The sequence below is a fragment of the Streptomyces sp. NPDC052101 genome, from assembly GCF_040680235.1.
Classification (GTDB): Bacteria; Actinomycetota; Actinomycetes; order Streptomycetales; family Streptomycetaceae; genus Streptomyces.
Window position 1 is genome coordinate 20,521 of record NZ_JBFAWH010000004.1, and the last position, 25,402, is coordinate 45,922.

General features: G+C 72.3%; 26 protein-coding genes. 9 read left to right on the top strand and 17 right to left on the bottom strand.

Translation table 11 applies throughout. The annotated features are described in order from the left end of the window. The first annotated feature begins 160 nt into the window (after positions 1-160). The gene (locus AB0L75_RS10240) at positions 161-991 is read left to right on the top strand and encodes a DeoR/GlpR family DNA-binding transcription regulator (RefSeq protein WP_365178136.1); all 831 of its coding nucleotides are present in this window, start codon (positions 161-163) and stop codon (positions 989-991) included. Between the two features lie 63 nt (positions 992-1,054). Beyond that, entirely contained in the window at positions 1,055-1,528 is a 474-nt protein-coding gene (locus AB0L75_RS10245; RefSeq protein WP_365178139.1) for an SRPBCC family protein, read from the top strand. Here AB0L75_RS10245 and AB0L75_RS10250 read toward each other — a convergent pair whose 3' ends face one another. The 8 genes from AB0L75_RS10250 to AB0L75_RS10285 form a co-directional block, all read right to left on the bottom strand. After that, positions 1,529-2,365: an enoyl-CoA hydratase/isomerase family protein gene (locus AB0L75_RS10250; protein WP_365178142.1), complete on the bottom strand. Its 837-nt coding sequence runs from the start codon at positions 2,363-2,365 to the stop codon at positions 1,529-1,531. Beyond that, the gene (locus AB0L75_RS10255) at positions 2,362-3,624 is read right to left on the bottom strand and encodes a cytochrome P450 (RefSeq protein WP_365178145.1); all 1,263 of its coding nucleotides are present in this window, start codon (positions 3,622-3,624) and stop codon (positions 2,362-2,364) included. Before AB0L75_RS10255 ends, AB0L75_RS10250 begins: the two co-directional genes overlap by 4 nt. Positions 3,625-3,786: 162 nt before the next feature. Further along, on the bottom strand, positions 3,787-5,091 hold the full coding sequence (locus tag AB0L75_RS10260; protein ID WP_365178892.1) for a cytochrome P450: 1,305 nt from the start codon (positions 5,089-5,091) through the stop codon (positions 3,787-3,789). Positions 5,092-5,210: 119 nt separating this feature from the next. Continuing rightward, on the bottom strand, positions 5,211-5,813 hold the full coding sequence (locus tag AB0L75_RS10265) for an ATP/GTP-binding protein (protein WP_365178148.1): 603 nt from the start codon (positions 5,811-5,813) through the stop codon (positions 5,211-5,213). Then, on the bottom strand, positions 5,788-6,162 hold the full coding sequence (locus AB0L75_RS10270; protein WP_365178150.1) for a DUF742 domain-containing protein: 375 nt from the start codon (positions 6,160-6,162) through the stop codon (positions 5,788-5,790). Before AB0L75_RS10270 ends, AB0L75_RS10265 begins: the two co-directional genes overlap by 26 nt. Next, positions 6,159-6,560 carry a roadblock/LC7 domain-containing protein gene (locus tag AB0L75_RS10275; protein WP_365178152.1) on the bottom strand — a complete coding sequence of 134 codons (402 nt, stop codon included), beginning with the start codon at positions 6,558-6,560 and terminating at the stop codon, positions 6,159-6,161. Before AB0L75_RS10275 ends, AB0L75_RS10270 begins: the two co-directional genes overlap by 4 nt. After that, positions 6,557-7,762, bottom strand: a complete 1,206-nt coding sequence (locus tag AB0L75_RS10280) for an ATP-binding protein (protein ID WP_365178155.1) — start codon at positions 7,760-7,762, stop codon at positions 6,557-6,559. Before AB0L75_RS10280 ends, AB0L75_RS10275 begins: the two co-directional genes overlap by 4 nt. A 232-nt stretch (positions 7,763-7,994) precedes the next feature. Next, positions 7,995-9,119: a PLP-dependent cysteine synthase family protein gene (locus AB0L75_RS10285; RefSeq protein ID WP_365178157.1), complete on the bottom strand. Its 1,125-nt coding sequence runs from the start codon at positions 9,117-9,119 to the stop codon at positions 7,995-7,997. Between the two features lie 318 nt (positions 9,120-9,437). Between AB0L75_RS10285 and AB0L75_RS10290 the strand changes: the two genes are divergently transcribed. After that, complete coding sequence (locus AB0L75_RS10290) at positions 9,438-9,761, top strand: hypothetical protein (protein ID WP_365178159.1); 324 nt, start codon at positions 9,438-9,440, stop codon at positions 9,759-9,761. Between the two features lie 259 nt (positions 9,762-10,020). After that, positions 10,021-10,620 (top strand): ATP-binding protein, encoded by a 600-nt coding sequence (locus AB0L75_RS10295; RefSeq protein ID WP_365178162.1) that lies wholly within the window; start codon positions 10,021-10,023, stop codon positions 10,618-10,620. 392 nt (positions 10,621-11,012) lie between these two features. On the opposite strand, the gene AB0L75_RS10300 is transcribed toward AB0L75_RS10295, so the two are convergent. From AB0L75_RS10300 to AB0L75_RS10310, 3 genes are read right to left on the bottom strand one after another with little or no spacing between them, the layout of a single operon-like run. Beyond that, a complete protein-coding gene (locus tag AB0L75_RS10300; RefSeq protein WP_365178165.1) occupies positions 11,013-13,574 on the bottom strand; it encodes an FtsX-like permease family protein in 2,562 nt (853 codons plus the stop codon). Next, complete coding sequence (locus AB0L75_RS10305) at positions 13,571-14,320, bottom strand: ABC transporter ATP-binding protein (RefSeq protein ID WP_365178167.1); 750 nt, start codon at positions 14,318-14,320, stop codon at positions 13,571-13,573. Before AB0L75_RS10305 ends, AB0L75_RS10300 begins: the two co-directional genes overlap by 4 nt. Next, on the bottom strand, positions 14,317-14,607 hold the full coding sequence (locus AB0L75_RS10310) for an SHOCT domain-containing protein (protein ID WP_365178170.1): 291 nt from the start codon (positions 14,605-14,607) through the stop codon (positions 14,317-14,319). Before AB0L75_RS10310 ends, AB0L75_RS10305 begins: the two co-directional genes overlap by 4 nt. 194 nt (positions 14,608-14,801) lie before the next feature. On the opposite strand from AB0L75_RS10310, the gene AB0L75_RS10315 reads away from it, so the two are divergent. Together AB0L75_RS10315 and AB0L75_RS10320 are read left to right on the top strand one after the other, a co-directional pair. Further along, positions 14,802-15,404 carry a TetR/AcrR family transcriptional regulator gene (locus AB0L75_RS10315; RefSeq protein ID WP_365178173.1) on the top strand — a complete coding sequence of 201 codons (603 nt, stop codon included), beginning with the start codon at positions 14,802-14,804 and terminating at the stop codon, positions 15,402-15,404. A gap of 99 nt (positions 15,405-15,503) precedes the next feature. Continuing rightward, complete coding sequence (locus AB0L75_RS10320; protein ID WP_365178176.1) at positions 15,504-16,088, top strand: DUF4865 family protein; 585 nt, start codon at positions 15,504-15,506, stop codon at positions 16,086-16,088. A 46-nt stretch (positions 16,089-16,134) separates the two neighbouring features. On the opposite strand, the gene AB0L75_RS10325 is transcribed toward AB0L75_RS10320, so the two are convergent. Then, a complete protein-coding gene (locus AB0L75_RS10325; RefSeq protein WP_365178179.1) occupies positions 16,135-17,604 on the bottom strand; it encodes a ketol-acid reductoisomerase in 1,470 nt (489 codons plus the stop codon). A gap of 88 nt (positions 17,605-17,692) precedes the next feature. Here AB0L75_RS10325 and ilvY point away from each other — a divergent pair, with 88 nt between their 5' ends. Next, on the top strand, positions 17,693-18,553 hold the full coding sequence (ilvY, locus tag AB0L75_RS10330; protein WP_365178182.1) for an HTH-type transcriptional activator IlvY: 861 nt from the start codon (positions 17,693-17,695) through the stop codon (positions 18,551-18,553). Positions 18,554-18,684: 131 nt separating this feature from the next. On the opposite strand, the gene AB0L75_RS10335 is transcribed toward ilvY, so the two are convergent. Both AB0L75_RS10335 and AB0L75_RS10340 read right to left on the bottom strand, forming a co-directional pair. Continuing rightward, the gene (locus tag AB0L75_RS10335; protein WP_365178184.1) at positions 18,685-19,923 is read right to left on the bottom strand and encodes an ROK family protein; all 1,239 of its coding nucleotides are present in this window, start codon (positions 19,921-19,923) and stop codon (positions 18,685-18,687) included. A gap of 130 nt (positions 19,924-20,053) precedes the next feature. Continuing rightward, complete coding sequence (locus AB0L75_RS10340) at positions 20,054-20,698, bottom strand: alpha-ketoglutarate-dependent dioxygenase AlkB (RefSeq protein ID WP_365178187.1); 645 nt, start codon at positions 20,696-20,698, stop codon at positions 20,054-20,056. 80 nt (positions 20,699-20,778) lie between these two features. Here AB0L75_RS10340 and AB0L75_RS10345 point away from each other — a divergent pair, with 80 nt between their 5' ends. Beyond that, positions 20,779-21,912: a methyltransferase gene (locus AB0L75_RS10345; RefSeq protein ID WP_365178895.1), complete on the top strand. Its 1,134-nt coding sequence runs from the start codon at positions 20,779-20,781 to the stop codon at positions 21,910-21,912. A 10-nt stretch (positions 21,913-21,922) separates the two neighbouring features. On the opposite strand, the gene AB0L75_RS10350 is transcribed toward AB0L75_RS10345, so the two are convergent. After that, positions 21,923-22,780 (bottom strand): class II fructose-bisphosphate aldolase, encoded by an 858-nt coding sequence (locus tag AB0L75_RS10350; RefSeq protein WP_365178190.1) that lies wholly within the window; start codon positions 22,778-22,780, stop codon positions 21,923-21,925. A 31-nt stretch (positions 22,781-22,811) separates the two neighbouring features. Continuing rightward, a complete protein-coding gene (locus tag AB0L75_RS10355; RefSeq protein WP_365178193.1) occupies positions 22,812-23,693 on the bottom strand; it encodes a sugar isomerase in 882 nt (293 codons plus the stop codon). 167 nt (positions 23,694-23,860) lie between these two features. On the opposite strand from AB0L75_RS10355, the gene AB0L75_RS10360 reads away from it, so the two are divergent. Then, positions 23,861-24,640 (top strand): DeoR/GlpR family DNA-binding transcription regulator, encoded by a 780-nt coding sequence (locus tag AB0L75_RS10360; RefSeq protein ID WP_365178195.1) that lies wholly within the window; start codon positions 23,861-23,863, stop codon positions 24,638-24,640. 116 nt (positions 24,641-24,756) lie between these two features. On the opposite strand, the gene AB0L75_RS10365 is transcribed toward AB0L75_RS10360, so the two are convergent. Then, on the bottom strand, positions 24,757-25,152 hold the full coding sequence (locus AB0L75_RS10365) for a luciferase family protein (protein ID WP_365178198.1): 396 nt from the start codon (positions 25,150-25,152) through the stop codon (positions 24,757-24,759). Positions 25,153-25,402 lie beyond the last annotated feature (250 nt).

Genomic DNA, 25,402 nt, shown 5'->3' on the forward strand with positions numbered 1-25,402 from the left:
GCGGGCGCGGCTCGTGCGCATCATGACAGGTGGTGGCGCAACCCGTGTCGACCCGTGAAAAGATGGGACGCCCGCGCATCTCCGGACGGACGGTGTCTCCTGGTCGGAGGCGGTGCGGCGGGCGTGTCGGACGGATGGCGGCGAAAGGACCGGAGCGTACGTGAGCGAGAATCAGAACCTCCTCGCGGAGCAGCGTCGCGCCCTGATCCTGGACGAGGTCCGGCGCCGGGGCGGTGTGCGCGTCAACGAACTGACCCGCAAGCTCGGTGTGTCGGACATGACCGTCCGCCGTGATCTGGACGCCCTCGCCCGCCAGGGTGTGCTGGAGAAGGTGCACGGCGGCGCGGTGCCCGTGGTCGAGGCCAGCACGCATGAGCCGGGTTTCGAGGCCAAGTCGGGTCTGGAGCTGACGGCCAAGGAGGACATCGCACGGGCCGCCGCCCGGCTGGTCACCCCGGGCACGGCGATCGCCCTGTCCGGCGGTACGACGACGTACGCGCTCGCCCAGCATCTGCTGGAGGTCCCCGACCTGACCGTCGTGACGAACTCGGTGCGGGTCGCGGACGTCTTCCACGCGGCGCAGCGCACCTCGGGCCAGCGGCAGGGCGCGGCCACGGTGGTGCTGACCGGCGGGGTGCGGACCCCGTCGGACTCGCTGGTGGGGCCGGTCGCCGACCAGGCGATCGCCGCCCTCCACTTCGATCTGCTGTTTCTCGGGGTGCACGGCATATCGGTCGAGGCCGGTCTGTCCACGCCGAACCTCGCGGAGGCGGAGACGAACCGGCGGCTGGTGCACTCCGCGCGCCGGGTCGTGGTGGTCGCCGACCACACCAAGTGGGGCACGGTGGGCCTGAGTTCCTTCGCCACGCTGGAGCAGGTGGACACGCTCGTCACCGACGCGGGTCTGCCGGGCGAGGCGCGCGCGGAGATCTCGGAGCATCTGCGGGTGGTCGTGGCGGGCGAGCCCGGGGAAGACGACACAGACATCTGAGGGGTCGTCAGCTATGGTGATCCCCTCGGTCAACTTCCCTGTGGGACAAGGGGGTTTGCGTCCATGGCTCGTCGTCTGCGCCCGGTGGAGATCGACTTCGTCGGGGCCGCGCCCGTCCGTCTGGTGTTCGCGCGGGAGATGTCCGCGTCCCCCGAGCAGGTCTTCCACGCGCTCGCGGAGGACGTGCCCGGCTGGACGCAGTGGTTCTCGGCGGTGACCCTCGCCCGGGCCACCGAGGGCGGCGCCGGGCGGGAGATCCGGCTCAGGGGCGGAACGCGGTTCGAGGAGACCGTGCTCGTGGCGAAGGCGCCCGAGGTGTACGCCTACCGCGTCGACACCACCAACGCGCCGGGTGCCCATGCCCTGGTGGAGGAGTGGCGCCTCGCGCCTCGGGGCACCGGGACGCTGGTGCGGTGGACCTTCGCCGCCGACGGGACGGCGCCGTTCCGGTTCGTCCTGCGGCTGGCCCGGCCGGGCCTGGGGCGCGCCTTCCGTGACGCGGTGACCTCCCTGGACCGGCGCCTGGCGAGGCGGTGATCAGCCGGTGCCGCGGGCATGGTGCGACTCGGTCACGACCGCGGCCATCAGTTCCGCGTCCAGCGCGGAGACGTCGGCCAGACGCGAGGCCGCGGACAGCGAGTTGAGCAGTGTCTTGGTGACACGCAGGGCCGCCTGGGGGCGGCGGACGATGGGCCTGGCCCACTCGGCGACGGCCGCGTCCAGCTCGTGAGCGGGGACGACCCGCTGCAGGATGGACAGGGACTGGGCCTCCGCGGCGGTGATAGCCCGGCCCGTGAGAACGATGTCACGGACCCGGGCGGCGCCGACCTCGCTGATGAGGCGGGGCAGCAGGCCGCCCCACGCGGTGGGCAGGCCGAGCGCGAGTTCGGGGAGCCGGAAGGTCGCGTCCTCGGATCCGACCCGCAGATCGCAGGCGAGTGCCAGGGCGAAGCCCGCCCCGATGGCCTTGCCGTGGACGCGCGCGATGGTGACGGCCGGGTTCGTGGTCAGGGCGTCGCAGACGCGTCGCGCCTTGAGCCCCGTCAGGCGGATGTCGCCGCCCCGGGGGTCGTGGGCGAGCTGTCGGGTGAACTCGCCGCGGTCCCCGCCGAGGCAGAAGTCGTCGCCGCTCCCGGCGAGCACCAGCACCCGGACGTCCGGGTCCTGCTCCTGGAGGACCGTCAGCAGGTCGTCGAGCAGGGCGTCGGTAACCGCGTTGCCCTGCTCGGGATCGTTCAGTTCGACGGTGAGGACGGGGCCCTCCCTGTGGGTCCGCAGGGTCCGCCGTGCGGCGGCGGCGGTGGCGGTCGCGGTCGCGGTCGCGGTCGCGGTCGCGGTCGCGGTCGGGAGGGTCGTCAGGGGGAGGGCTGTCATGTCGTCACTTTCAGCGAGGTGAGGCGCCGGAAGACCATCCGGTTCGCATAGGTCGGGCCTGCGGCCGGCCGCAGGGTGGGGAATCGATCCAGCAGCTGGGTGAGCAGGATGCGGGCCTCCAGGCGGGCCAGCGCCGTGCCGAGGCAGTAGTGGGCGCCGCCGCCGAAGGTGAGGTGGCCGCCCTTGCGGCGGATGTCGAAGACCTGGGGGTCCGGGTTGCGGCGCGGGTCGTGGTTGGCGGCGCCGTAGAGGACGTGGACGGTGGTGTCCTTGGCGATGGGGACGCCGGCGAGGACGGTGTCGTCGGCCGCGAAGCGGGAGTTGAGGTGGATCGGCGGGTCGTAGCGCAGCGCCTCGTCGATCGCGTCGTCGACGTGCTCGGGGTGCCGGCGCAGCCAGTCGGCCCGGGCAGGGTCCTGGGTCACGAACCACACGGCATTGGTCAGCAGGGTCGTCGTGGTCTCGAGCGAGGCGATGGTGATGAACATCGTCAGGTCGTACAGCAGCTGGTCCGCCGCCGCCCGGTCGTCGGGGTACTGGGCGTCCCAGTAGCGGATCCACCCGGTGAGGACGTCGTCACCGGGGTGGGCGCGGCGGTGGGCGACCAGGCCGGTGAAGAAGTCCTGCATCTCCAGGGTCGCCTGGGCCGAGATCGCCAGTTCGCTTCGGGTGGGGATCAGTTCCTGGGCGTGGACCTGACGGTGGGTGAAGTCCAGGATGCGGGGGTAGTGCTCGGCCGGGATACCGAGCCACTGCCCGACGGTGTGGACGGGCAGCTGGTCGCCGACCGTGGCGACGAAGTCGGCCTCGCCGTGGGCACGCAGCGCCAGGTCGAGGCGGTCCAGCAGCCCGGTGACGTGGGCGGTGATCCGGGGCCGCATGATCTCGAGGGTGTCGCGGTCGAAGAGGTTGCCCAGGGCGCGGCGCCGGAAGGTGTGCTCGGGCGGGTTGAGGCGGGAGAGCGTCCGTGTCATCTCCCGCGTCGCCGGGTCCTGCCAGCGTGTCATGTCGGACCGCCGTTCCTGCCACGCGAAGTCCGGTACGAGCCAGTTCCTGCCGCGCAGGATCTCGCTGCAGGTGTCGAATCCTGTGACGAAGTACCCGCCCCAGGGGGCGGGCACCACCTCACCGAGTGCGCGCAGCTCGTCCCAGACGGGAAGGGGATTGGCCTGTCCCTCGTCCGAGCGGAGGCGACGAAGGAGGGGGATGACGGCTCGGCGGTCGGTGGTGATGCCGCGTATGACGCCAACGGCGGTCACGCGAAGCTCCTCTGCGGCTGGGCGTTACCGATACCGCCGGAACCTACCCTTCCTCTCTCCTTCGTCATGCACCCGACAGTGTTGCTCCCGTCACATGCCGCACACCAGTCCCGGAAGATGTCCACAAAAAGCGCACATCAACCCCGCAGGAATCCCCCGGCGTCAGACCCGGAAGATGTCCAGGAAGGAACTCCAGAAGCCCTTCTTCCTGGCCGGCTCCTGGCGGGCCGCGGGGACCGGTGCCGTGGGCAGCGGCTGTTCCGCCGCGGCGGGGGCGCTCCGGCTCTGCAGTGCGGAGGCCATGCGGGTGGCCGGAGTCGGGCTGAAGGCCACGGGCAGCGCGACCAGCGCCCGGTGGAACGGGCCCGGCCGCCACTCCAGGTCCTTCTCCGGGACGGACAGGATCAGGTCGGGCAGGGCGTTGAGGATCTTCTCGATCGCGGTGACGGCGATGACCTGCGCCGGGTCCTTGGCCGGGCACGCGTGCGGTCCGGCCCCCCAGCCCAGGTGGGCTCCCTTGCTGTGCATCCGGCGGGCCTCGATCAGCGCGGGATCGCTGTTGGCCGCGGCGAAGCTGATCACGACCGGTGTGCCCGCCTCGGCCACCACTCCCCCGAGGTCCACGTCCCGGACCGGGTAGTGGGTGGCGTAGTTGGCGATCGGCGTCTGGTTCCACAGCACGTGATCGATCGCCTCCTCGATCAGCAGCCCGGAGTCGCGTCCGCTGCTGTCGGGCGACAGCAGCAGGAGCAGGGCGTTGCCGATCAGATTGCGCTCGGGTTCCACACCGGCGCCCATCAGCATGACCAGCTGGTCCTTGAGTTCCTCGTCGGTGAGCCCGGCGGGGTGCTGGATCAGCCAGGAGGTCATGTCGTCGCCGGGCGTACGACGCTTGAGGGCGATCAACTCCATGAGGCAGGCGTTGAGTTCATCGTTGGCACGCAGGGCGTCCTTGCCGTCGAAGATCGCCGACATGGAGCTGGTCAGGGTGTCACCGATGTCCGCCGGGCAGCCGAAGAGCTTGTTGAACAGCAGCAACGGCAGGAGTTTGGCGTAGTCGTTGAGGAGGTCGGCGCGGCCCCGCTCGCTGAACCGGTCGATGAGGTAGTCGGCGAGGGGCTCGACGTCGCGCCGTATTCGGGTGATGTTGAGCCGGGCGAGGCTGTCCGTGACCGCCTTGCGCAGCCGCAGGTGCACGGCGCCGTCGGTGAACAGGCAGTTGGGCCGGTACGCCATCATCGGCAGCACCGGGTGGTCCAGCCCGATCCGCCCCTCGCCCAGGGCCTTCCAGCGGCGGGCGTCCCGGGCGAAGAGCGTGGAGTTCTGCAGCACGCGCAGGGCCGTCTCGTGGCCGACGACGAGGGTGGCGTCGATTCCGGGTGCGAGTTCGACCGGTCCGGCCGGACCGTGGGCGCGCAACCGGTCGTAGACCTGGTGGGGGTCGGCGGCGAACGCCGCGTCGTGCATGGGGCATCTGGCCCCGGCGGAGGTGGGGGCTGACTGGCGGTCCATGGGGATCCTTCTGCTGGCTCCGGGCCGAGGGTCCGGGCGGAGAGGGGGCGGGGGTGGGGGCGGGGAGGGGCAGGTCAGGCGGCTCGGGTGAGCAGATGACGCACGAGCGCGATCAGTGCGTGGGCGGAGGACTGCCGGTCGCGGGCGTCGCAGTAGACGACGGGGGTGTCCGGGAGCAGATCGAGTGCCTCGCGCACCTCCGCCTCCTCGTACACCCGGCCCGACTGGAAGCTGTTGACCGCGATGGCGTACTCCAGGCCGTACCGCTCGACGAGGTCGATGACGGGGAAGGTCTCCTCCAGCCGGACGGGGTCGACCAGGAGCAGTGCCCCGAGCGCGCCGCGGGCCATGTCCTCCCACAGCTGCATGAAGCGCTGCTGCCCGGGGGTGCCGAACAGATACAGCACCAGTTCGTCGCTGAGGGTCAGCCGGCCGAAGTCCAGGGCCACGGTGGTGGTGGTCTTGTCCGTCACGCCCCTGAGGTCGTCCACGTGCAGGGACGCCTGTGTCATCTTCTCCTCGGTCCGCAGCGGGGTGATCTCCGACAGCGAGCCGATGAAGGTCGTCTTGCCCACCGCGAAGTGCCCGACGACGAGGATCTTGGCGGCGTTGGTCACCGCGCTGGAGACGTAGATGGATCCAGGGGCCGTCTCAGCCGATGAGGGATTGGAGTCCATTCAGAACCTTCTCGAGGGTCGCTCTGTCAACGTTCTGAGCCCGGGGCGGCTCGGCGCGGCGCAGGAGGTGTCCCTGCTCGAATAAATCGGTCAGCAGCAGCCGGGCCACCCCGACGGGCAGCCCCACGTGGCCGGCCACTTCGGCGACCGACAGGTAGCCGCCCGCGATCAGCTGCCAGATCGCCATCACCTCGGGACCGGCCCCCAGCGGAGGGATCCGCTCGGGAGCCAGGGTGACCAGGGTGTGCAGCGCCAGATCGTCCGAGGCCGGCAGGCTGCGGCCGCCGGTGATGACGTAGGAGCGGACGAACTCGCTGGTGACGGAGGCTTCCTCGCCGGGCGTCCTCATGCGCCCACGCCGTTGTCCGAGCGCGGCGCCACGCTCATCGCCTTGCTCAGGCCGGCCACGGTCTTCTGCATACGGAACGACATGGCTTCCATGTCCACGTCCAGCGCGGCGGAGACGGCGAGGTAGGAGCCCTGGCCGGCGGCGATCAGGAAGATCCAGCCGCCGTCGTACTCCAGCAGCGTCTGCTTCCAGATGCCGTGCCCCGCCCCCACGAACCCCGCGACGGCGCGGCTCAGCGACTGCATCGAACTCATCGCGGCGGCGTTCGTCTCGGCGTCGTCGCGTGCGATGTCGTCGGAGCGCTGCAGCAGCAGACCATCGCCCGAGACAAGGACCGCATGCCGGGCTCCGCGTACCTCGAGCACATCGTTCAGCACCCAGGACAGGTCGATCTTCACTGCTTGTCAGATCCTTCCGTGGTGTTCGTGGTGCGCCCGAGGTGGGTTCCGCGCGCGAACGCCCCGAGCCGCGACGCCGTCACCTCGCTGGCCGGTTCGAGGGTCCCCTCCTGGCCGGCGGTGTCGAGGGCCGGGACGACCGTGACGGGGCGTTCCCGCCGGCGGCGTTTGGGCAGACCTCCCTGGGTCGTTCCCACCACGTGCGAAGGGCCCACGGGCGGGACCGACGCCAGTCGCTGGGGGGCCGCCTCCGGGCCCGCGGCGGTGTCCTGGATGTCGGCCGCAGGGGAAGGAACGTCGGCCGCGAGGAGATTTTCGGGCACACGAATCACTGCACGCACTCCGCCGTAGGGGGACACGGAGCCGACGGAGACGGCGAAGCCGTAGCGGGTGGCGAGCATGCCGCACACGGCGAAGCCGAACCGCGGCGGATCGCCGAGACCGGTGATGTCGACGGGACCGTCGACGGACAGCAGAGCCGCCGCCCGGTCCTTGGTCTCCTGGTCCATACCCAGTCCGGCATCATCCACGATGAAGCAGACACCGGTGGGTACGGTCTGGATGTTGACCTCGACGGGCGTCCCGGGCGCGCTGTAGTTCGTCGCATTGTCCAGGAGTTCGGCCAGCACGACGGCCACCGGCTCGACCGCCTTGCCGACGAGCGAGACGTTGACCTGGGAGTGGACGCCGACCCGGTTGAAGTCCTTGATCCTGCCCTGCGCGCTGCGGGCCACGTCGTAGACGGTGGCGGCGCCGTCACGCCTGCCCAGCCATCCGCCGCACAGTACGGAGATGCCCTTGGCACGGCGGCCGAACTGGCTGCCGGTGTGGTCGACGGACATCAGGTCGGCGAGGACGTCCGTGGTGTCGCCGTACTTCCTGAGCAGGCTGTCCAGCAGGACCTGCTGCTCCTCGGCGAGCGACTGCAGCGTGCCCATCGCGGATTTCAGCACCGCCTTGGTCCCCGCCTCGGCGTCCGCCCGTACGTCCGCGAGGTCGCGCTGATGCTGTGCGGTCAGCGCGGCGATGTGCGTGTGGAGCTGGCCGACGTCGCCGCGAGCCTCCCCCAGTCCTGTCTCCAGGTCCTTTCTCGTTCTTCGGAGAGCCATGTTGGTTCTCCGGGCCCGCATCACTGCGGCGACCGCAGCGATGAGCACCACCAGCAAGATCCACAGGAGTGGATCCTGGGTCAATGACGTCATGAGACTCTCTTCAAGTCGCATCGCGCCGGAAGCATACGAGCGCGACGGTGCCTTTGAGACTGTCCCCCTGGCATGCAACTTGACACGCCGTCAGCCCACTGAAAAGTGGGATGATCTTATCAGTCACTCAGAGACAACCGGCTTGCCCAGAGCCCCATTTGAGACGTCACCAAACCCACACAGCCCCGTCATCTGCCCGTTGCGCAGCGGCAGCCGACGGGGCGGGACCGGCTCATTCCGGCCACACACCCGTCGCCAAGAACGACTCGATCGCCACGGCGTACGGCGCGATGTCGAGGCCCTGCTCCGCGAGCCAGGCGTCGGAGTAGTACTTGTCGAGGTAGCGGTCGCCCGGGTCGCAGAGCAGGGTGACGACGCTGCCCCGGCGGCCCTCGGCCACCATCTCGGCGACGATCTTGAGCGCGCTCCACAGTCCGGTGCCCGTGGAGCCGCCCGCCTTGCGGCCGATGGCCGCCTCCAGGGCGCGTACGGCGGCGACGCTGGCCGCGTCCGGCACCTTCATCATCCGGTCGATCGCGCCGGGCACGAAGCTCGGCTCCATGCGCGGCCGGCCGATGCCCTCGATCCGCGAGCCGCAGTCGCAGGTGACGTCCGGATCGCCGGTGGTCCAGCCCTCGAAGAAGCAGGAGTTGTCCGGATCGGCCACACAGACACGGGTGTCGTACTGCATGTAGTGGACATAGCGCGCGAGGGTCGCCGAGGTGCCGCCGGTGCCCGCCGTGGCGACGATCCACGCCGGCTCCGGGAACCGCTCCAACTCCAGCTGACGGAAGATGGATTCGGCGATGTTGTTGTTGCCGCGCCAGTCGGTGGCCCGCTCGGCGTAGGTGAACTGGTCCATGTAGTGGCCGCCGGTCTCCACCGCGAGGCGGGCGGACTCCTCGTACATCTTCCGGGAGTCGTCCACGAAGTGGCACTGGCCGCCATGGAACTCGATGAGGCGGCACTTCTCGGCGCTGGTCGTGCGCGGCATGACCGCGATGAAGGGCACGCCGATCAACTTGGCGAAGTAGGCCTCGGATACGGCGGTGGAGCCGCTGGACGCCTCGATCACCGGGCGGCCGGGGCGGATCCAGCCATTGCAGAGGCCGTAGAGGAACAGGGAGCGGGCGAGGCGGTGCTTGAGGCTGCCGGTGGGGTGCGTCGACTCGTCCTTGAGGTAGAGGTCGATGCCCCAGTGCTCGGGGAGCGGGAAGCGCAGCAGGTGCGTGTCCGCCGATCTGTTGGCGTCGGCCTGCACCTTGCGGACGGCCTCTTTCAGCCAGTCACGGTAGGTGGCGTCACTGCGGTCGACGTCGAGGGTGGCGCCGGTCGTGGTCTGGTGGGGGGTGCTCACGGCGATACTCCTTACGCTGGGCGCCGAGGACGCCTCACGCGCCCGGCATCTTGAGCATAGGCATCTTTCACACCGCTTCCCACCTGCATAAACGCATCTTTGAGCCCCTCAAAGACCCCCTGAGGCAGAGGTGCACGGGGCATCCGGGGGCGCATTGGCGGGAGTGCTCCGGGCGACTGTGGTACGCGCTCCGCGTGCACTGGTGCTCCCGGCCGCATCGGGGCAGACTGCACGCGACGGGACGATCGTCCCCGGGGCTGGCCCCGGCGGGGGCGCACACTGGATCGCGGGAGCACACGGGCAAGGGGGCGGCGAGGCATGGCGGAGCCGGAGTTCACGGCCACGGGCGTGCGGATCGGCAAGCGACTGCGTTCGCTCACCCGCGCCGGGCAGGTCCGGATCAACGACGGCAGGGTGGAGTTGCTCACCAGCTACGGCAGCGAGATCGACAGCGCGCCGGTGCAGGCGGTGCGCGCGTCCAAGCCGTGGTTCGGGCCGCACGACAAGGCGTTGGCCGACATCAACGGCAACCGGTACCTGCTGACGCTGGGCGAGCAGGACCCCGCTCCGGGCGAGCCGGGGCCGCCCGCGGCACGGCGGTTCATCGATGCGGTGCGCCAGGCCGCCCGACGCGGCGGCTGAGCGGGAGACGACAGCCGACAGCCGACCCGGATCACCCCGGTGGCGTACTCCGAGCAGCCGACCGTCGCGGCGAGTTGCGGGAGCGCATCCACTGCGTCACGCTGGTCACACGTCACTCTGGGTTTACCGGCGATAACGCTGCGAACCAGCCCGCCGGCCACGACAGCAGGCGGCCGTTTGGACGCAAGCACCCTGCTGGATCCGTTGTTCTCCGTGTTCTTCCGGTCCCTTCGGACCTCTACATCGGGGAGTCGCAGCCGTGATCGGTCACCCAAGCAGGCACTGCACGGTGGAGCTCCAAGCCCTGCCGTCGCGGATCGGCCAGGTCCGCAGAATCGTATCTGCGCAGTTGCGCTACTGGCATATGGACCCGTTGATAGACCGGGCCGCGCTCGGTGTGACGGAGCTGCTGAGCAATGTGCACCGGCATGCCAGGCCCGACAAGTCGTGCACGGTCGAGCTGGAGCTGGCGCCGGACCGGCTCACCGTCTCGGTGCGCGACAACGATCCACGGCTGCCGGTGCTGGCCGACGTCGCGCACGCCCTGGATGCCACACCGCTCGCCACCTGCGGCCGGGGGCTCGCGATGGTGGCGGCGGTGAGCGAGAGCTGGGGCGCCCGGCCGGACGGCGAGAACGGCAAGGTCGTGTGGTTCACGCTGTCGGCGCCGACGGCGGCACGACCGCATCCGGCCGGCGTGCCGCGCCGTACGACCGAGCCACGGCGGGTGACGCAGTCCGCCCCGGTGCGGACCGCGGTGCCCGTGGCCGCGGCTCCTGTCGGCGCCGGCGTCGGCGTGCCCGTGGCGAGCGCCACGACCAGGGCACAGGCTCCCGCCCGGTCAGCCGTTTCCGGCTGACCGGGCGGTGACGTTCCGCTGCGCTCCGGCTGCCCATGGGCCTACGAGGGGCTCACCAGCCCGCTCTGGCGGCGCGCAGCGGCTGGCAACGGGGCGTCTCGCTTGCCGGCGGCACAAGGCTGCTGGCAGCTGGGGCGCCACTACGAGCACGGCCAGCCGCAACTCCCCAGGGGCGCGGGGAACTGCGCGACCAGCCACAACGAAGCCGCACTCGCACACGGACACACGCGACCCGACCGATAGGCACCCACAGCCGCGGCACCACCGCGAGCACGGCCGGCCGCAACCCCGCAGGGGCGCGGGGAACTGCGCGACCAGCCACGACGGAGCCGCAGGTGCGTGCGGGCAGGTGCCGAGCCGGTGGGTGGGCGGGCCCAGTGTCGTCGGCCCCGTCACTCCGTCGCGATGGCGCGCAGGACGTCCAGGCGGGACGCGCGGCGGGCCGGACGGAGGCCCGCCAAGGCGCCGGCGGTGAGGCCCACGAGGGCCACCACCACGAGCCGCGCGGGCGGGAGGGCGAAGGCGAACGCGGTGTCGCTCGCGCCGTCGGAGGCCTTCACCAGCACCCAGCCCAGGAAGGCGCCGAGCCCCAGCCCACCCGCCGTGCCGAACGCGGCGACCAGGACCGACTCCCAGCGGACCATGGCCCGCAGCTGGGCGCGGGTCTGGCCGACGGCTCGCAACAGGCCCAGTTCCCGGGTGCGTTCGTGCACCGCGAGGGTCAGCGTGTTCGCGATGCCGAGCAGGGCGATGACCACCGCGAGGGCGAGCAGCGCGTAGACCAGGGTCAGCATCATGTCGATGCCGCCGGCCGAGGACTGCGCGTACTCGTCGCGGGTCTGCACCTCGGGGTTGCCGTACCGGGCGGCGACCTGCCGCACCGCCGCCTTGCCCGCGTCGGCGCCCACCCCGTGCCGGAAGGTGACGGCGATCAGGGTGTCCGCGTCCTGCGTGCGGTGCGGGGCCCAGGCGGCGCGGGTGATGACGTAGTCGCCCGCGAGTTCCGACCGGCCGTACACGGCCCGGACGGTGAAGTTCTCCGTCTTGCCGTCGGTGAAGGTCAGCGTGGCCGTGTCGCCGGTGCGCAGATGCTGCCGGTCCGCCTCCTTCCGGGTGAGTGCGATGCCGTCGCTGCCGAGGTCGCGCAGCGAGCCGGTGACCGTGCCGAGGTCGAAGGTGCGGGCGAGCGCGACCGGATCGGTGACGGTCAGCGCCCGCCCCCTGCCCTCGACTTCGGCCACTCCCCGGCCGAGTCCCACGGCCGTCTCCACCTGGGGCAGCCGCTGCAGGGCGGGGGCGAGCCGGGGGCTGAGTCCGCTGCCGCCCGCGCCGAAGGACGGGCTGCTGACGGCGACGTCACCGGCGAAGGACCGGGACACCGTCTGGTCCATCGTGGCCTTCAGTGACGCGCCGAAGACGGTGAACAGCGACACGACGGCGACCCCGATCATCAGGGCGCTCGCGGTCGCCGCGGTCCGCTTCGGGCTGCGCAGGGCGTTGCGCCGGGCCAGCGAGCCGGTGACCCCGCGCAGCCGGTCCAGGGGGCCGCCGAGCAGTCGTACGGCCGTGGTGGCGGCGACCGGGCCGAGGACGACGAACGCCGCCAGGGCGAGCAGCGCGCCGACTCCCGCCAGCCACACCGACGGGGAGACGAGGACGCCGGTCAGGGTCGTGGCGAGCGCCAGCGCACCGAGGACGCCCCCGGCGATCGCACGGACGCGGGAGGCACCGGAGGTGTCGACGGCCGTCTCGCGCAGCGCGGCGAGCGGTGCGGTGCGTCCGGCGCGCCGGGCCGGCAGCAGCGCGGAGCCCAGGCAGACCGCGATCCCCGCCGCGAGCGGCAGCACCATCGACAGGGTCTTGATCACCAGGTCGCCGTCGGGGAACGGGAATCCGATCGCCGGGAACAGCGCCTGCAGGCCGGCGGCGATGCCGATGCCGCCCGCGAGCCCGGTGAGGGACGCGGTGAGCGCGACGAGGCAGGCCTCGGCGAGCGCGGCGGCGGTCACCTGGCGGCGGGCCGCGCCGAGGGCCCGCAACAGGGCGTTCTCGCGGGTCCGTTGGGCGACCACGATGGCGAACGTGTTGTGGATGGAGAAGGTGGCGACGAGCAGGGCCACACCGGAGAACACGAGCAGGAAGGTGGTGAAGAGGGTCAGGAACTGGCTGGAGATCATGTCGGTGTTCTCCTGCGCCGACTGCTGACCGGTGATGGCCTCGACTCCCTCGGGCAGCACGGGAGTCAGCCGCCGGACCAGGTCCTGCTGGCTCACTCCGGACCCGGCCCGCACCTCGATGGCCGCGGCCAGGCCGGGTCGCGCGGTGAGGTACTTCTCGGCGTCGGCCCTGGTCATGCCGGTGAACGTCACCTGGGCCATGCCGTCCTGGCCGCCGAAGGTGGCGAGGCCGACGACGGTGACCTTCACCGGGTCCGGGGTGCGCAGGACGGTCGTGTCACCGATCTTCAGGCCGCCCTTCTTCGCGGCACCCCGGTTCACCACGACCTCGCCCGGCCGGGCGGGAGCGCGGCCTTCGGCGAGCCGGTACGGGTTGAGCCGCGCGTCGGTGATCCAGTTGCCGGCGAGGGTCGGCGGTCCCTGGCCGCCGACGGGCTTGCCGTCGGAGCCGACGAGCTGGCCCGCGCCCTGGATGTTCGGGGCGGCGGCCGCCACCCCGGGGACCCGCTCGATGGCCTTCTGCAGCGAGGTGTCCACCGGCCTTCGTACGCCCTGGGCCTCGCCGGGTGTGGTGATGGCGTCGGCGCCGCGTACGACGGCGTCCGTGCCGCTGGTGGCCTCGCCGAACATGCTGCCGAAGCTCGCGCGCAGCGTGTCGCCCATGACGAGGGTGCCGGTCAGGAAGGCGACGCCGAGGAACACAGCGAGGAAGGTGCCGGCGAACCGGCGCCGGTGCGCGCGCAGGGAGGTGAGGCTGAGCCGGAGCGAGGCGTTCATGTCCGCACCTCGAAGGCCTTCATCCGGTCCAGGACCCGGTCCGCGGTCGGCGCCTCCATCCGGTCGACCAGCCGTCCGTCGGCGAGGAAGAGCACCTCGTCGGCGTGGGCGGCGGCCACCGGGTCGTGCGTGACCATGACGACCGTACGGTCCATCTGCCGTACGGCCCGGCCGAGCAGCCCGAGGACCTCCGCACCGGAGCGGGAGTCGAGGTTTCCGGTCGGCTCGTCGGCGAAGACCACGTCGGGGCGTCCGGCGAACGCCCGTGCCACGGCGACGCGTTGCTGCTGTCCGCCGGAGAGTTCCGAGGGCCGGTGGTGCAGCCGGTCGCGCAGCCCGACGACGTCGACGAGCGCGTCGATCCACTCCCGGTCGCCGCGCCGGCCGGCCAGGTCCAGGGGCAGGGTGATGTTCTCCGCGACGGTCAGCGTGGGCACCAGGTTGAACGCCTGGAAGACGAAGCCGACCCGGTCGCGGCGCAGCAGGGTCAGCCGCCGGTCGTCCAGCGCGCCGAGTTCGGTGTCGCCGATGTAGGCGGCGCCGGAGGTGAGCGTGTCGAGGCCGGCCGCGCAGTGCATGAGGGTGGACTTGCCGGAGCCCGAGGGGCCCATGATCGCCGTGAAGCGTCCGGCGGGGAAGGAGACGTCGACGCCGTCCAGGGCGTGTACGGCGGTGTCGCCACCGCCGTACACCTTCACCGCGTCGACCACGCGGGCCGCGGCCCGCGGTGCGGTGGTCGTGGTCATGCGGCGCCTCCCTTGCCCGTGCGGCCGAACTGCTCCTCCAGGACGGACATACGGCGCCAGTACTCGTCCTCGTCGATCTCGCCGGAGGCGAAGCGGCGGCCGAGGACCGCGAGCGGCGAGTCGCCCGCGGGGCGTGAGCCGTCCATGAGCCGCCAGGGTCCGCCGCGGCCGCGCCGGACGGTGCGGCGCAGCAGGGTGACGGCGCCGAACACGACGGCCGCCCAGATCAGCGGGAAGAACAGGATCCATGGGCCGGGTCCGCCGTCCCAGGTGGCCAGGGTCTGCATCTCGGGTCATCTCCCTTGTCGAACGGGTCGTCTGCTGTGCGGTCTTCGGGGATGCCACGAGACTCCCTCCGGCGAGGGGTCCGGGTCGTCGTGCGGCCGGCGGCAGTGCGGCTACCTCCCGGGGAGTACGGCGCGGGCGGCGAACTGCTCCCGACGGACTGCGCGGCACGGACTGGCGGACTGTAACTACTAGTATGTACAGTAGGTGCATGAGCACCCCGGAACGACTGATCGAGTCCACCCGCGAGCTGCTGTGGGAGCGCGGGTACGTGGGCACGAGCCCCAAGGCGATCCTGGAGCGCGCGGGCGCCGGCCAGGGCAGCATGTACCACCACTTCAAGGGCAAGCCGGACCTCGCCCTGGCGGCGATCAGGCGGACCGCGCAGGAGCTGCGGGCGGCCGCCGAGCGGGCCCTGGCCGGACCGGGCACGCCGTACGAGCGCATCGAGGCGTATCTGCTGCGCGAGCGTGACGTACTGCGCGGCTGCCCGATCGGCCGGCTGACCATGGACCCGGACGTGATCGCCAGCGACGAGCTGCGCGCGCCGGTGGACGAGACGATCGCGTGGATCCGGGAGCGGATCGCGGAGATCGTCGAAGAGGGCAAGCGGCAGGGGCAGTTCGCGTCCTCGCTGGACGGCGAGGAGATCGGCTCGGCCGTCCTCGCGACGGTGCAGGGCGGCTATGTCCTGGCCCGCGCCTCCGGCTCCCCGGCCGCCTTCGACGCCGGAGTCCGCGGCCTGCTCTCCCTGCTCGCACCCCGGACTCCCGGGCAGGAGACCGGACAGGAGAACTGAGTCACGGGCGAACGGCACCGGCACGGCGCCTCGCCCGCACCTTCATGACCTGTCTCGCGGTCGCGGAGGCCGCCGAGACCCCGAGAAGGGAATCACGACATGCACGCCATGCAGTACGAGTTCACCCTGCCCGCCGACTACGACATGGGGGTCATCCGCTCCCGCGTCGCCCGCGTGGCGCATCTGCTGGACGACTGGGACGGCCTCGGTATCAAGACGTACGTACTGCGCGAGCGCGGGGTGAACGGCTCCCCCGTCAACCAGTACGGGCCGTTCTACCTCTGGAACACCATGGAGGGCATGAACAGCTTCCTGTGGGGAGGCACCTTCCAGGGGCCGATCGACGCCTTCGGGCGGCCGGCGATACGGCAGTGGACCGGCCTCGCCTTCGAGGAGGGCACCGCCACGGGGTCGGCTCCCGCGTACGCCGTGCGTCGGCGCCAACCGGTGCCGGAGGGCGTGGAGTTGGCGGCCTTCATGACGGACGCGGCGGCCGAGACCGGGCGGCTGGCCGCCGAGGACGGTGCGGTGCTGGCCGCGGCCGCGGTGGACACGCGCGCGTGGGAGCTGGTCCACTTCTCGCTCTGGGAGCACGACACACCCAAGGCCGACGGGGACGTCTACCAGGTGCTGCACCTGTCCGCGCCCGGCCGCGACCGGCTCCGGCACGGCAGGCACTGGTGAGCCGCGCCCGGCTGCCGGCGGCTGCCGGCGCCTCTTGGGGGCGCGCTCACGCCACCGAGATGTCCACCGACGGGCGGAGTTTCGCCGCCGCGGTCAAGGCCTCGTGCACGGGATGCTCGGCGAACGCTGCCAAAAGGCGCTGATCAGCCGGTTGTTCGGCGGCCGGGTAGGCGATCTGCTCGAAGGCGGACTGGAAGCGCGGGCCCCAGCGGCGAGCGCCGAGGCGGGCCGTGCGGGAGCAGTTGTCGACCATGTACGCCACGTCGCGGGCGTGCATGTACGGCAGCAGGGAGTCGACGGCCTCGATGACCGACTCGTTGACGATCTCGGACCAGGGGTGGCCGCGGTCGGCGAACTCGTCGATCTGGGCGGTCATGGTGGCGACGAAGACACCGGCGGTGAACGGCTCCGCGGACAGCGTGCGTTCGGCACGACGAGCCCGCACCCGCTCGCCCGCCGCCCACATCGGGGAGCCGCCGATCCGGCTCATCGGCCGGGTGCCGAGCCGCTGTTCGGCCAGGATCACGCTGCGCAGCTCGGTGCCGTCGGCGACCTCGTCGTAGATCTCGGCGACGAGTTCGCGGGCCGGGCCGTACGTCGCCGTGTACGCCCGGTCGAAGACCTCCCGCCCTGCTGTGTCGAGGCCGTCGCGGACGGCGCGCAGACCGGAGCGCGAGATGGTGCGGGCGATCGGCCCGGTGATGTTCTCGCAGGAGCGCTCGTACGCGGTCACCGTGTCGTCCCCGGCGAGCCGGTAGCGGCCGTACAGGCTCTCCACGATGCCGTGCACGGCGCCGAGCAGGATGGCCCGCTCGCCGACGATGTCGGAGCGGTACTCGCTCTCCAGCGTGGTGCGGAAGGTGTACGGCGAGCCCAGCGCGACCGACCAGCCGAGGGCGAGGTCGGTGCCCCGGCCGTCGGGGTCGGCGTGCACGGCGAAACTGCTGTTGATCCCGGCGCCGTTGACCTCCGCGCCCTGTTCGTAGAGGCGGCGCACGGAGTCGCCCATGCCCTTGGGGCAGACGGCGATCACGCCGTGGCCGGCCGGGAAGTCGCCGCCGGTCTCGCGCAGATGGCCGAGGAGGAAGCCGTGCGAGAGGCCGATCACGGCGCCGGGCCTGAGCGCGGCGAAGATCTCCTGGTGGTGGGCGGCCAGCGCGGCGTCCGCGAGGAGCAGGACGACCAGGTCGCTGTCGGCGGCCACGGCGAGCCAGTCGCCGAGGGTGCCGTCCTCCTCCGTGAAGCCGTGGGCGCGGGCGTCGGCGGCCGAGGCGGAGCCGGGGCGCAGGCCGACGGCGACCGTGATGCCACTGCCGGCGAGGGAGTCGCGCAGGTTACGGGCCTGGGCGCGGCCCTGCGGTCCCCAGCCGAGCACGCCGATCCGGCGGACCCCGGCGAAGGCCTGCGGCAGCAGCGGGAAGAGGTGCCGGCCGCCGCGCAGGATCGTCTCGGTGCCGCCGGGCACGTCCATGGTCTCGAGAGGGAAGAGTCGGGAGGCGTACGTGGTCTCGGTCATGGTCGAGTTGTAGGCTCCGGCCGGGTGTTGCGGCAAGCGCAAGATGTGCAGCGGAGCGTTGCGGGAAGCGAAACGAGGAGGTCAGCGAGTGCGGGACGAGCACCGGGAGCTGCGGCTGTTTCTCCATCTCGCGCAGTCGCTGAACTTCGGCCGGACGAGCATGGACTGTCATGTCAGCCCGGCGACGCTGACCCGGACCGTGCAGCGGCTGGAGGCGGAGCTGGGGCACCGGCTGTTCGACCGGGGTCCGCGCGGGGTGTCCCTGACGGCCGAGGGCCACCGGTTCCGCCAGTACGCGCTGGACGCGCTGGAGCTGTGGCGCGCCTATCGCGAGGAGCACCCGGATCCCGCCGAACTCACCGGCCGTCTCGCGGTGTTCGCGACGGTGACGGCCTGTCAGGCACTGCTGCCCGACCTGCTGGGGACGTTCCGTGCCGCGCATCCCCAGGTGCGCCTGGATCTGCGCACCGGCGACGCCGCGGCGGCGCTGGCCCGGCTGGACGAGGGCGAGGTGGACGTGGCCGTGGCCGGTGTTCCGGCGCGGTTGCCGGATCCGCTGGTCAGCCGGACGGTCGCGGTGACCGATCTGGTGCTGGTGACCGCCCGGGACCGCCCGGACCCCGACCTCGCGGGGCCGTTCGTGCTGCCCCACCGGGGGCTGGTGCGCGACGCGGCGGACCGCTGGTTCCGCACGCGTGGCCGACTGCCGGACGTGGCCTGCGAACCGGACGGTCACGAGGGCCTGTTGACGCTGGTCGCCCTGGGCTGCGGCACGGGCCTGGTGCCACGGCTGGTGCTGGAGAGCAGCGCGGTCCGCGACCGGCTGACCGTCCTTCCCGCGGACCCGGCTCCGGAGCGGTTCCCGATCGGACTGTGCGTCCGCAGAGCCGACCTGCGGCGCCCCCTGGTGGCGGCGCTGTGGAGCCTGACGGCTCAGGCCCCGGCGTGATCGACGTACACAACGACGTACAACCGGTCAGGCCCCGGTTTACCGCCGCACAACCGGTCACAGACAGTCGACGTGCGGCCCTTCGACCAGGCGGATGCGACCGGCGGGCAGGATCTCCACGGCCGCAGCGGTCACCGCAGCGCTCCCAGCGGATCGTCCAGGACCGGCTGCCAGGCCAGTTCGGCCGCTCCGACCAGGCTGTTGTGGTCGAGTGTGCACGGCAGGATCGGCACACCGCCGCTCTGGCCCCACAGGCTGCGGTCGGCCACGACGGCACGCAGCCGCCCGGGGTCGGCGTCCAGGAGGGTGCGGTGCAGACCGCCGAGGATGATGCGGTCGGGGTTGAGGATGTTGACCAGCCCGGCCAGGCCCAGGCCCAGGCGGTCGATCAGGGCCTCGGCGGCACTGCGGACGGCCGGGTCGGTGTACTGGGTGCGCAGCAGGTCGTTGGCCTGCTGGAGGAGGGACACCTCGGGGCCCGGCGCGCGGCCTGCCTCGACCAGCAGGGCCAGCGGGTCGGCCTCGACGTCCAGACAGCCCCGGCTGCCGCAGAAGCAGGGCCGGCCCTCCGGGTTCACGGTGAGATGGCCGACCTCCAGGGCGAGGCCCGAACTGCCGGTGTGCAGGCGGCCGTCGAGAACCAGGGCGCCGCCGACGCCCCGGTGTCCGGTGGCCACGCACAGCAGGTCCCGGGCGCCCCGGCCGGCACCGTGCCGGTGCTCGGCGAGCGCGGCGAGGTTCACGTCGTTGCCCGCGAAGGCCGGCCCCGTGATGCCGGCCGCGCGTACGCACTCCGCGAAGATCCGGCGGACCGGGGCGCCCACGGGCCAGGCCAGGTGCAGGGGGTTGAGGGCGAGGCCGTCGGGTTCGGCGACGGCGGACGGTACGGCGAGTCCGGCGCCGACGCAGCGGCGGCCGGTCGTACGGAGCAGTTCCGCGCCCGCCTCGACGACCGAGCCGAGCACCTTCGCCGGGTCGGCGTCGACGGTCTCGCAGCCGGGCGAAGTCGCCACGATCCGCCCGCCGAGGCCGACCAGGGCCGCCCGGAAGCCGTCGGCGTGGACCTGCGCGGCAAGTGCCACCGGGCCGTCCTCGGCGACTTCGAGGCGGTGCGAGGGCCGGCCCTGGGAGCCGGCCGCGGCGGCCGGCCGGGCGTCCACCCGGATCAGCCCGAGCGCCTCCAGCTCGGCGGCCACCGCGCCCGCGGTCGCCCGGGTGACGCCGAGTTCCGCGGTGAGTACGGCGCGGGTCGGCGCCCGCCCGGTGTGCACCAGCTCCAGCGCGGGTCCGAGCGCGCCGCGCCCTCGGTCCAGCCGCGCTCTCGAGGTGGTCCTCTCCCCCGCTGTCCGGGGCTCCGACTTGCCGCTCATGAGGGCGAGTCTCCCATGATCCGCACCCAGGGTGGCCTGCGCCGCCTGGCCAGGGCCTGTCCGCCCCATCAGGTCGGCCCCAGCGGCCGCGATCCGGCCCGATCCGGTCTGCCGGACAGGCCTACGGTGCCTACAGGCCGCTCACCCGCAGGGTGATGTTCAGCCGGCCGGTGAGGCCCAGCGCGGGCGGGGCCGTGCCCGGGTACACGCGGGGTACGCCGTGGTAGGCGAGGCGGGAGGGGCCGCCGAAGACGAACAGGTCGCCGCTGCGCAGCTCCAGGTCGGTGTACGGCTTCGCGCGCGTCTCGGTGTTGCCGAAGCGGAAGACGCAGGTGTCGCCGAGGCTGAGGGAGACCACCGGCGCGTCGGCCTGCTCGTCGCTGTCGCGGTGCATGCCCATGTGGGCGTCGCCGTCGTAGAAGTTGATCAGCGCGATGTCGTAGGCGTACCCCGGCCGCGAGCCGAGCGCGTCGGCGGCGGCGCGACGGCCCAGTTCGCCGAGCCAGCCGGGGAACGGTTTGACGGGGGCGCCGTCGCCGTCCACGGCGGTGCGGGCGTAGGCGTACGGGTACCAGTGCCAGCCGAGGCAGACCTGCCGGGCGGTCATGGTGCCCCCGCCCGGGGTGCGGACCGTGCGCAGGCCGGCCGGCGGCCGCGCCCACGTCCGGCAGGCGGCGAGCAGGTCGCGCTGCCGGTCGGCGTCCAGCCAGTCCGGGACGTGCACGGCGCCCGGCGCGACCTCCGCGCGCTCCCGGGGAAACAGCTCCGCGTCCACGCGCTCCATCGTGCCGCATGCCCGCCCCACCGTCCCTGAGCTGCGGCTCCGCTAGCCTGGGAGGCACGATGAGCGACCGTATGACGACACCGTGGGGCGAGGTCGAGCTGGCCCGCTTCCCCGAGGACCCGCGCGACCGGCTGCGTGCCTGGGACGCCTCAGACGCGTATCTGCTGCGTCATCTGGCCGAGGAGGGGGTGCCGCTCACCGGGTCGGTCGTGGTGGTCGGGGACCGCTGGGGTGCGCTGGTCACGGCACTCGCGGAGCACCGGCCGACGCAGCTCACCGACTCCTTCCTGAGCCAGGAGGCGACCCGGGCGAATCTGGCGCGGGCCGGGGTCGAGCCCGGTGCGGTGCGGCTGCTGACCACCCAGGATCCGCCGCCGGAGCGGGTGGACGTGCTGCTCGTGCGGGTACCGAAGAGCCTGGCGCTGCTGGAGGACCAGCTGCTGCGGCTGGCGCCCGCCGTGCACGCGGGCACGGTGGTCGTCGGCACCGGGATGGTGAAGGAGATCCACACCTCCACGCTCCAGCTGTTCGAGCGGATCCTCGGTCCGACCCGGACCTCGCTGGCCCGGCAGAAGGCCCGGCTGATCTTCTGCACCCCGGACCCGGCGCTGGAGCGGCCGGCGAACCCGTGGCCGTACAGCTACGCGCTCCCGGACGGGATCGGGGCGGTCTCCGGGCGCACGGTCGTGAACCACGCGGGCGTCTTCTGCGCCGACCGGCTCGACATCGGCACCCGGTTCTTCCTGGGGCACCTGCCGGGGCCGGGCGCGGGCCGCGTGGTGGACCTCGGCTGCGGCAACGGCGTCGTCGGTACGGCGGTGGCGCTGGCGGACCCGTCCGCCGAGGTGCTGTTCGTGGACGAGTCCTTCCAGGCGGTGGCCTCGGCGGAAGCGACGTACAAGGCCAACGGCGTGCCCGGGCACGCCGAGTTCCGGGTCGGTGACGGGCTGGCCGGGGTCGCGCCGGGCAGTGTGGACCTGGTCCTGAACAATCCGCCGTTCCACTCCCACCAGGCGACGACCGACGCGACGGCGTGGCGGATGTTCACGGGCGCGCGGCGCGCGCTTCGGCCCGGCGGTGAGCTGTGGGTGATCGGGAATCGGCACCTGGGGTACCACGTGAAGCTGAAGCGGCTGTTCGGGAACTGCGAACTGGTCGCCGGTGACCCGAAGTTCGTGGTGCTGAGGGCGGTCAGGAAGGACTAGTGCCGGGGCACTAGGCCGCCCTGGCGAGCACCCCGATGATCCGCTGGACCTCGTCGGCCATCGCCTCGCGGCCGACACTCAGGTACTTGCGTGAGTCGACGGCTTCCGGGTGGGCGGCGAGGAACTCCCGGATCGCGCCGGTCATGGCGATGTTGAGGGCGGTGCCCACGTTGACCTTGGCGATGCCGCCGGCGACCGCCGCGACCAGTGCGTCGTCCGGCACGCCCGAGGAGCCGTGCAGGACGAGCGGGACGGGCAGCGCGGCGGACAGCCGTTTGAGCAGGCCGTGGTCGAGGGTGGCGGTGCGGGTGGTCATCGCGTGCACGCTGCCGACGGCGACGGCGAGCGCGTCGACGCCGGTGCCGGCCACGAAGTCGCGCGCCTGGTCCGGGTCGGTGCGGGCGCCGGGTGCGTGGGCGTCCAGCGGGGGCCTGCCGTCCTTGCCGCCGACCTGTCCCAACTCGGCCTCGATCCAGAGCCCTTGGGAGTGCGCCCAGTCGGCGGCGGCCCGGGTCGCGGAGAGGTTGTCGGCGTACGGCAGCCGGGCCGCGTCGTACATGACCGAGCTGAAGCCGGCGTCGCGCGTCTGGCGCAGCAGGTGGTCGCTCTGCACATGGTCCAGGTGCAGAGCGACGGGTACGGTGGCGCGTTCGGCGGCGGCGACGGCCGCGCGGGCCAGCGGCAGCAGCCGGCCGTAGCGGAACTTGACGGCGTTCTCGCTGACCTGGAGGACGACGGGCGTACCGGCCGACTCGGCGCCGGCGATGACGGCCTCGACGTGTTCGAGGGTGATGATGTTGAACGCGGCGACGGCGGATCTGGTGGCGGCGGCTGTGGTGACCAGCTCGCCGGTGGACGCAAGGGGCACGTGAGGTGTCCTTCCGGGAGGCGGGCCGGGTTCAGGGGGCGAGGATCACCGAGCGGGTCAGATGGCGGGGCTGGTCGGGGTCGAGTCCGCGGGCGGCGGCGACGGCGACCGCCAGCCGGTGGATCCGGACGAGTTCGGCGAGCGGGTCGAGTCCGCCGTCGATCCACAACCCGCCGGTCGCGCGCACCTGCTGGGCGAGCCCCGCGGGTGCCGCGCCGAGCATCCAGGTGGCCGTGCCCTCGGTGGTGATGCTGATCGGGCCGTGCCGGTACTCCATCGCCGGGTACGCCTCGGTCCAGGACAGCGAGGCCTCGCGCATCTTCAGCCCGGCCTCGCCTGCGAGCCCGACGGTCCAGCCGCGCCCGAGGAACGTGAACTGGGTGCAGGCGAGCAGGTCTTCGGGAAGAGAAGCGGAGAGGGCCGTGCGCGCGTCGGCGACGACGGAGTCGGTGTGCAGGCCGAGGTGGGCGCGCAGAAGGGTGAGGGCGGTGGTGGCGAACCGGGTCTGGACGACGGAGCGTTCGTCGGCGAAGTCCAGCACGACGAGACCGTCGGCGGCGGACATGACGGGAGTGCCGGGATCGGCGGTGACGGCGGTGGTGCGGGTCCGCCCCCGCACCTTCCCGAGGAGTTCCAGCACTTCGGTGGTGGTGCCGGAGCGGGTGAGGGCCACGACCCGGTCGTACGGCCGGCCGTACGGGAACTCGGAGGCCGCGAACGCGTCGGTCTCGCCCTGGCCGGCGCCCTCCCGCAGGCCGGCCACCGCCTGCGCCATGAAGTACGAGGTCCCGCACCCCACGATCGCGACCCGCTCCCCCGGCCCCGGCAGCGCGTCCCGGTGCCGCGGCGCCTCCTCGGCCGCCCGCGCCCAGCACTCCGGCTGGCTGTTCAGCTCGTTCTCGACATGCGTCATGCCCACACCCTCCCCCTCGCTGATTGTTCCTGCAAGATATAGCGAGCTTTCGAGCACAATCAAGCATTTGAGCGCAGAGTGGGTGCGCTAGGGTCGCCGAGGAATCGGAGTGCGGTCGGCGAGCGACCGGGGTACGACCGGGGAACGGTCAAAGAGCGGAGGTGCGGATGTCCCGGGACGCCCGCTGGAAGGCACTGCTGGAACTGCTCGTCGAACGCGGCCGGCTGGACGTCGAGGAGGCGGCGGCCGAGCTGGCGGTGTCGGCGGCGACGATCCGCCGGGACTTCGACCAGCTCGCCGAGCAGCAGATGCTGGTGCGCACCCGGGGCGGAGCGGTGGTGCACGGGGTGTCGTACGAACTCCCGCTGCGCTACAAGACGGCCCGCCGCGCCTCGGAGAAGCAGCGCATCGCCAAGGCGGTGGCCGAACTCGTCGCCCCCGGCGAGGCGGTGGGGCTGACCGGCGGTACGACCACCACCGAGGTGGCCCGGGCCCTCGCCGTACGCGGCGACCTGGCCACCGGCTCGCCCGCGCTGACCGTGGTCACCAACGCGCTCAACATCGCCAACGAGCTTGCCGTACGGCCCCAGTTCAAGATCGTGGTGACGGGCGGGGTGGCGCGCCCGCAGTCGTACGAACTCATCGGCCCGCTCGCGGACGGGGTGCTCGGGCAGATCACGCTCGACGTGGCCGTGCTCGGTGTCGTGGCCTTCGACGTCACGCACGGCGCGGCGGCCCATGACGAGGCGGAGGCCGCGATCAACCGGCTGCTGTGCGAGCGCGCCGAGCGGGTCGTGGTCGCCGCCGACTCCAGCAAGCTGGGCCAGCGGGCGTTCGCCCGGATCTGCGGCACGGACCTGGTGAACACGCTCGTGACGGACACGGCGGTGGACCAGGAGACGGTACGCCGCTTCGAGGAGGCGGGCGTCCGGGTCGTCACGGTGTGACGGGAGGCCGGCGCGGCGGGCAGAAGGCGGCGCGGATACGGCCGGCCCGCGCCGCACCCACGGCCGCGCCGGTCATCACCGCCGTGTGACTCGACAAGCCGTTGCGGGTGCCCGGCTCAGATGCCGCTGAGGTCGGCCTTCACGAATCCCGCGCCGCGCTGGTCGTTGCAGCCGGTCGGCGGTCTGTCGAGCGGGTCGGGCCAGGCCTGTTGGGCCTGGAGCGCCACGCTCGCCAGGGTCAGCAGCAGGTCGACGTCGCTGGCCGCGTCGAGCCGCAGCGTCACCCACTGCGAGCCGGGCACGATCCTGATCGCACCCGAGGCCCGCAGATCCTTGGCGAACCGCCTGATCGCCCGGTCGGTCAGTCGCAGATCGACATCGCGCTCCGAGTGGAAGTGGGCGATCTCGCCCTGGGCCGAACTCACCGCCTGTCCCAGGCCGCAGCTCGGGACCGCCTGACTCAGGTCGGGCCAGGTCGCCAGTTGCGCGAGCGCGCGCGAGGCCAACGTCATGGGCCCATCATGGACCGCTCACCCGTCGGCAACCAGCTCGTGAGCAAGCATTAACCGACCTGTATCCGGAAGCAGACCGGGCGGACGTACCGCTGAAGCACCCTGAACGGGACACGCGCCACGCCGTGTTGACACCGCCGCCGCCTCGGGAGCGCGCAAGTCTACGCAGGTCAAGGCGATATCGGTCAACCCTTGCACACGCGGACCCCGGTCAAGGAGTGGCCGGAAGAGCCCGTCGTGGAGGCCGGAG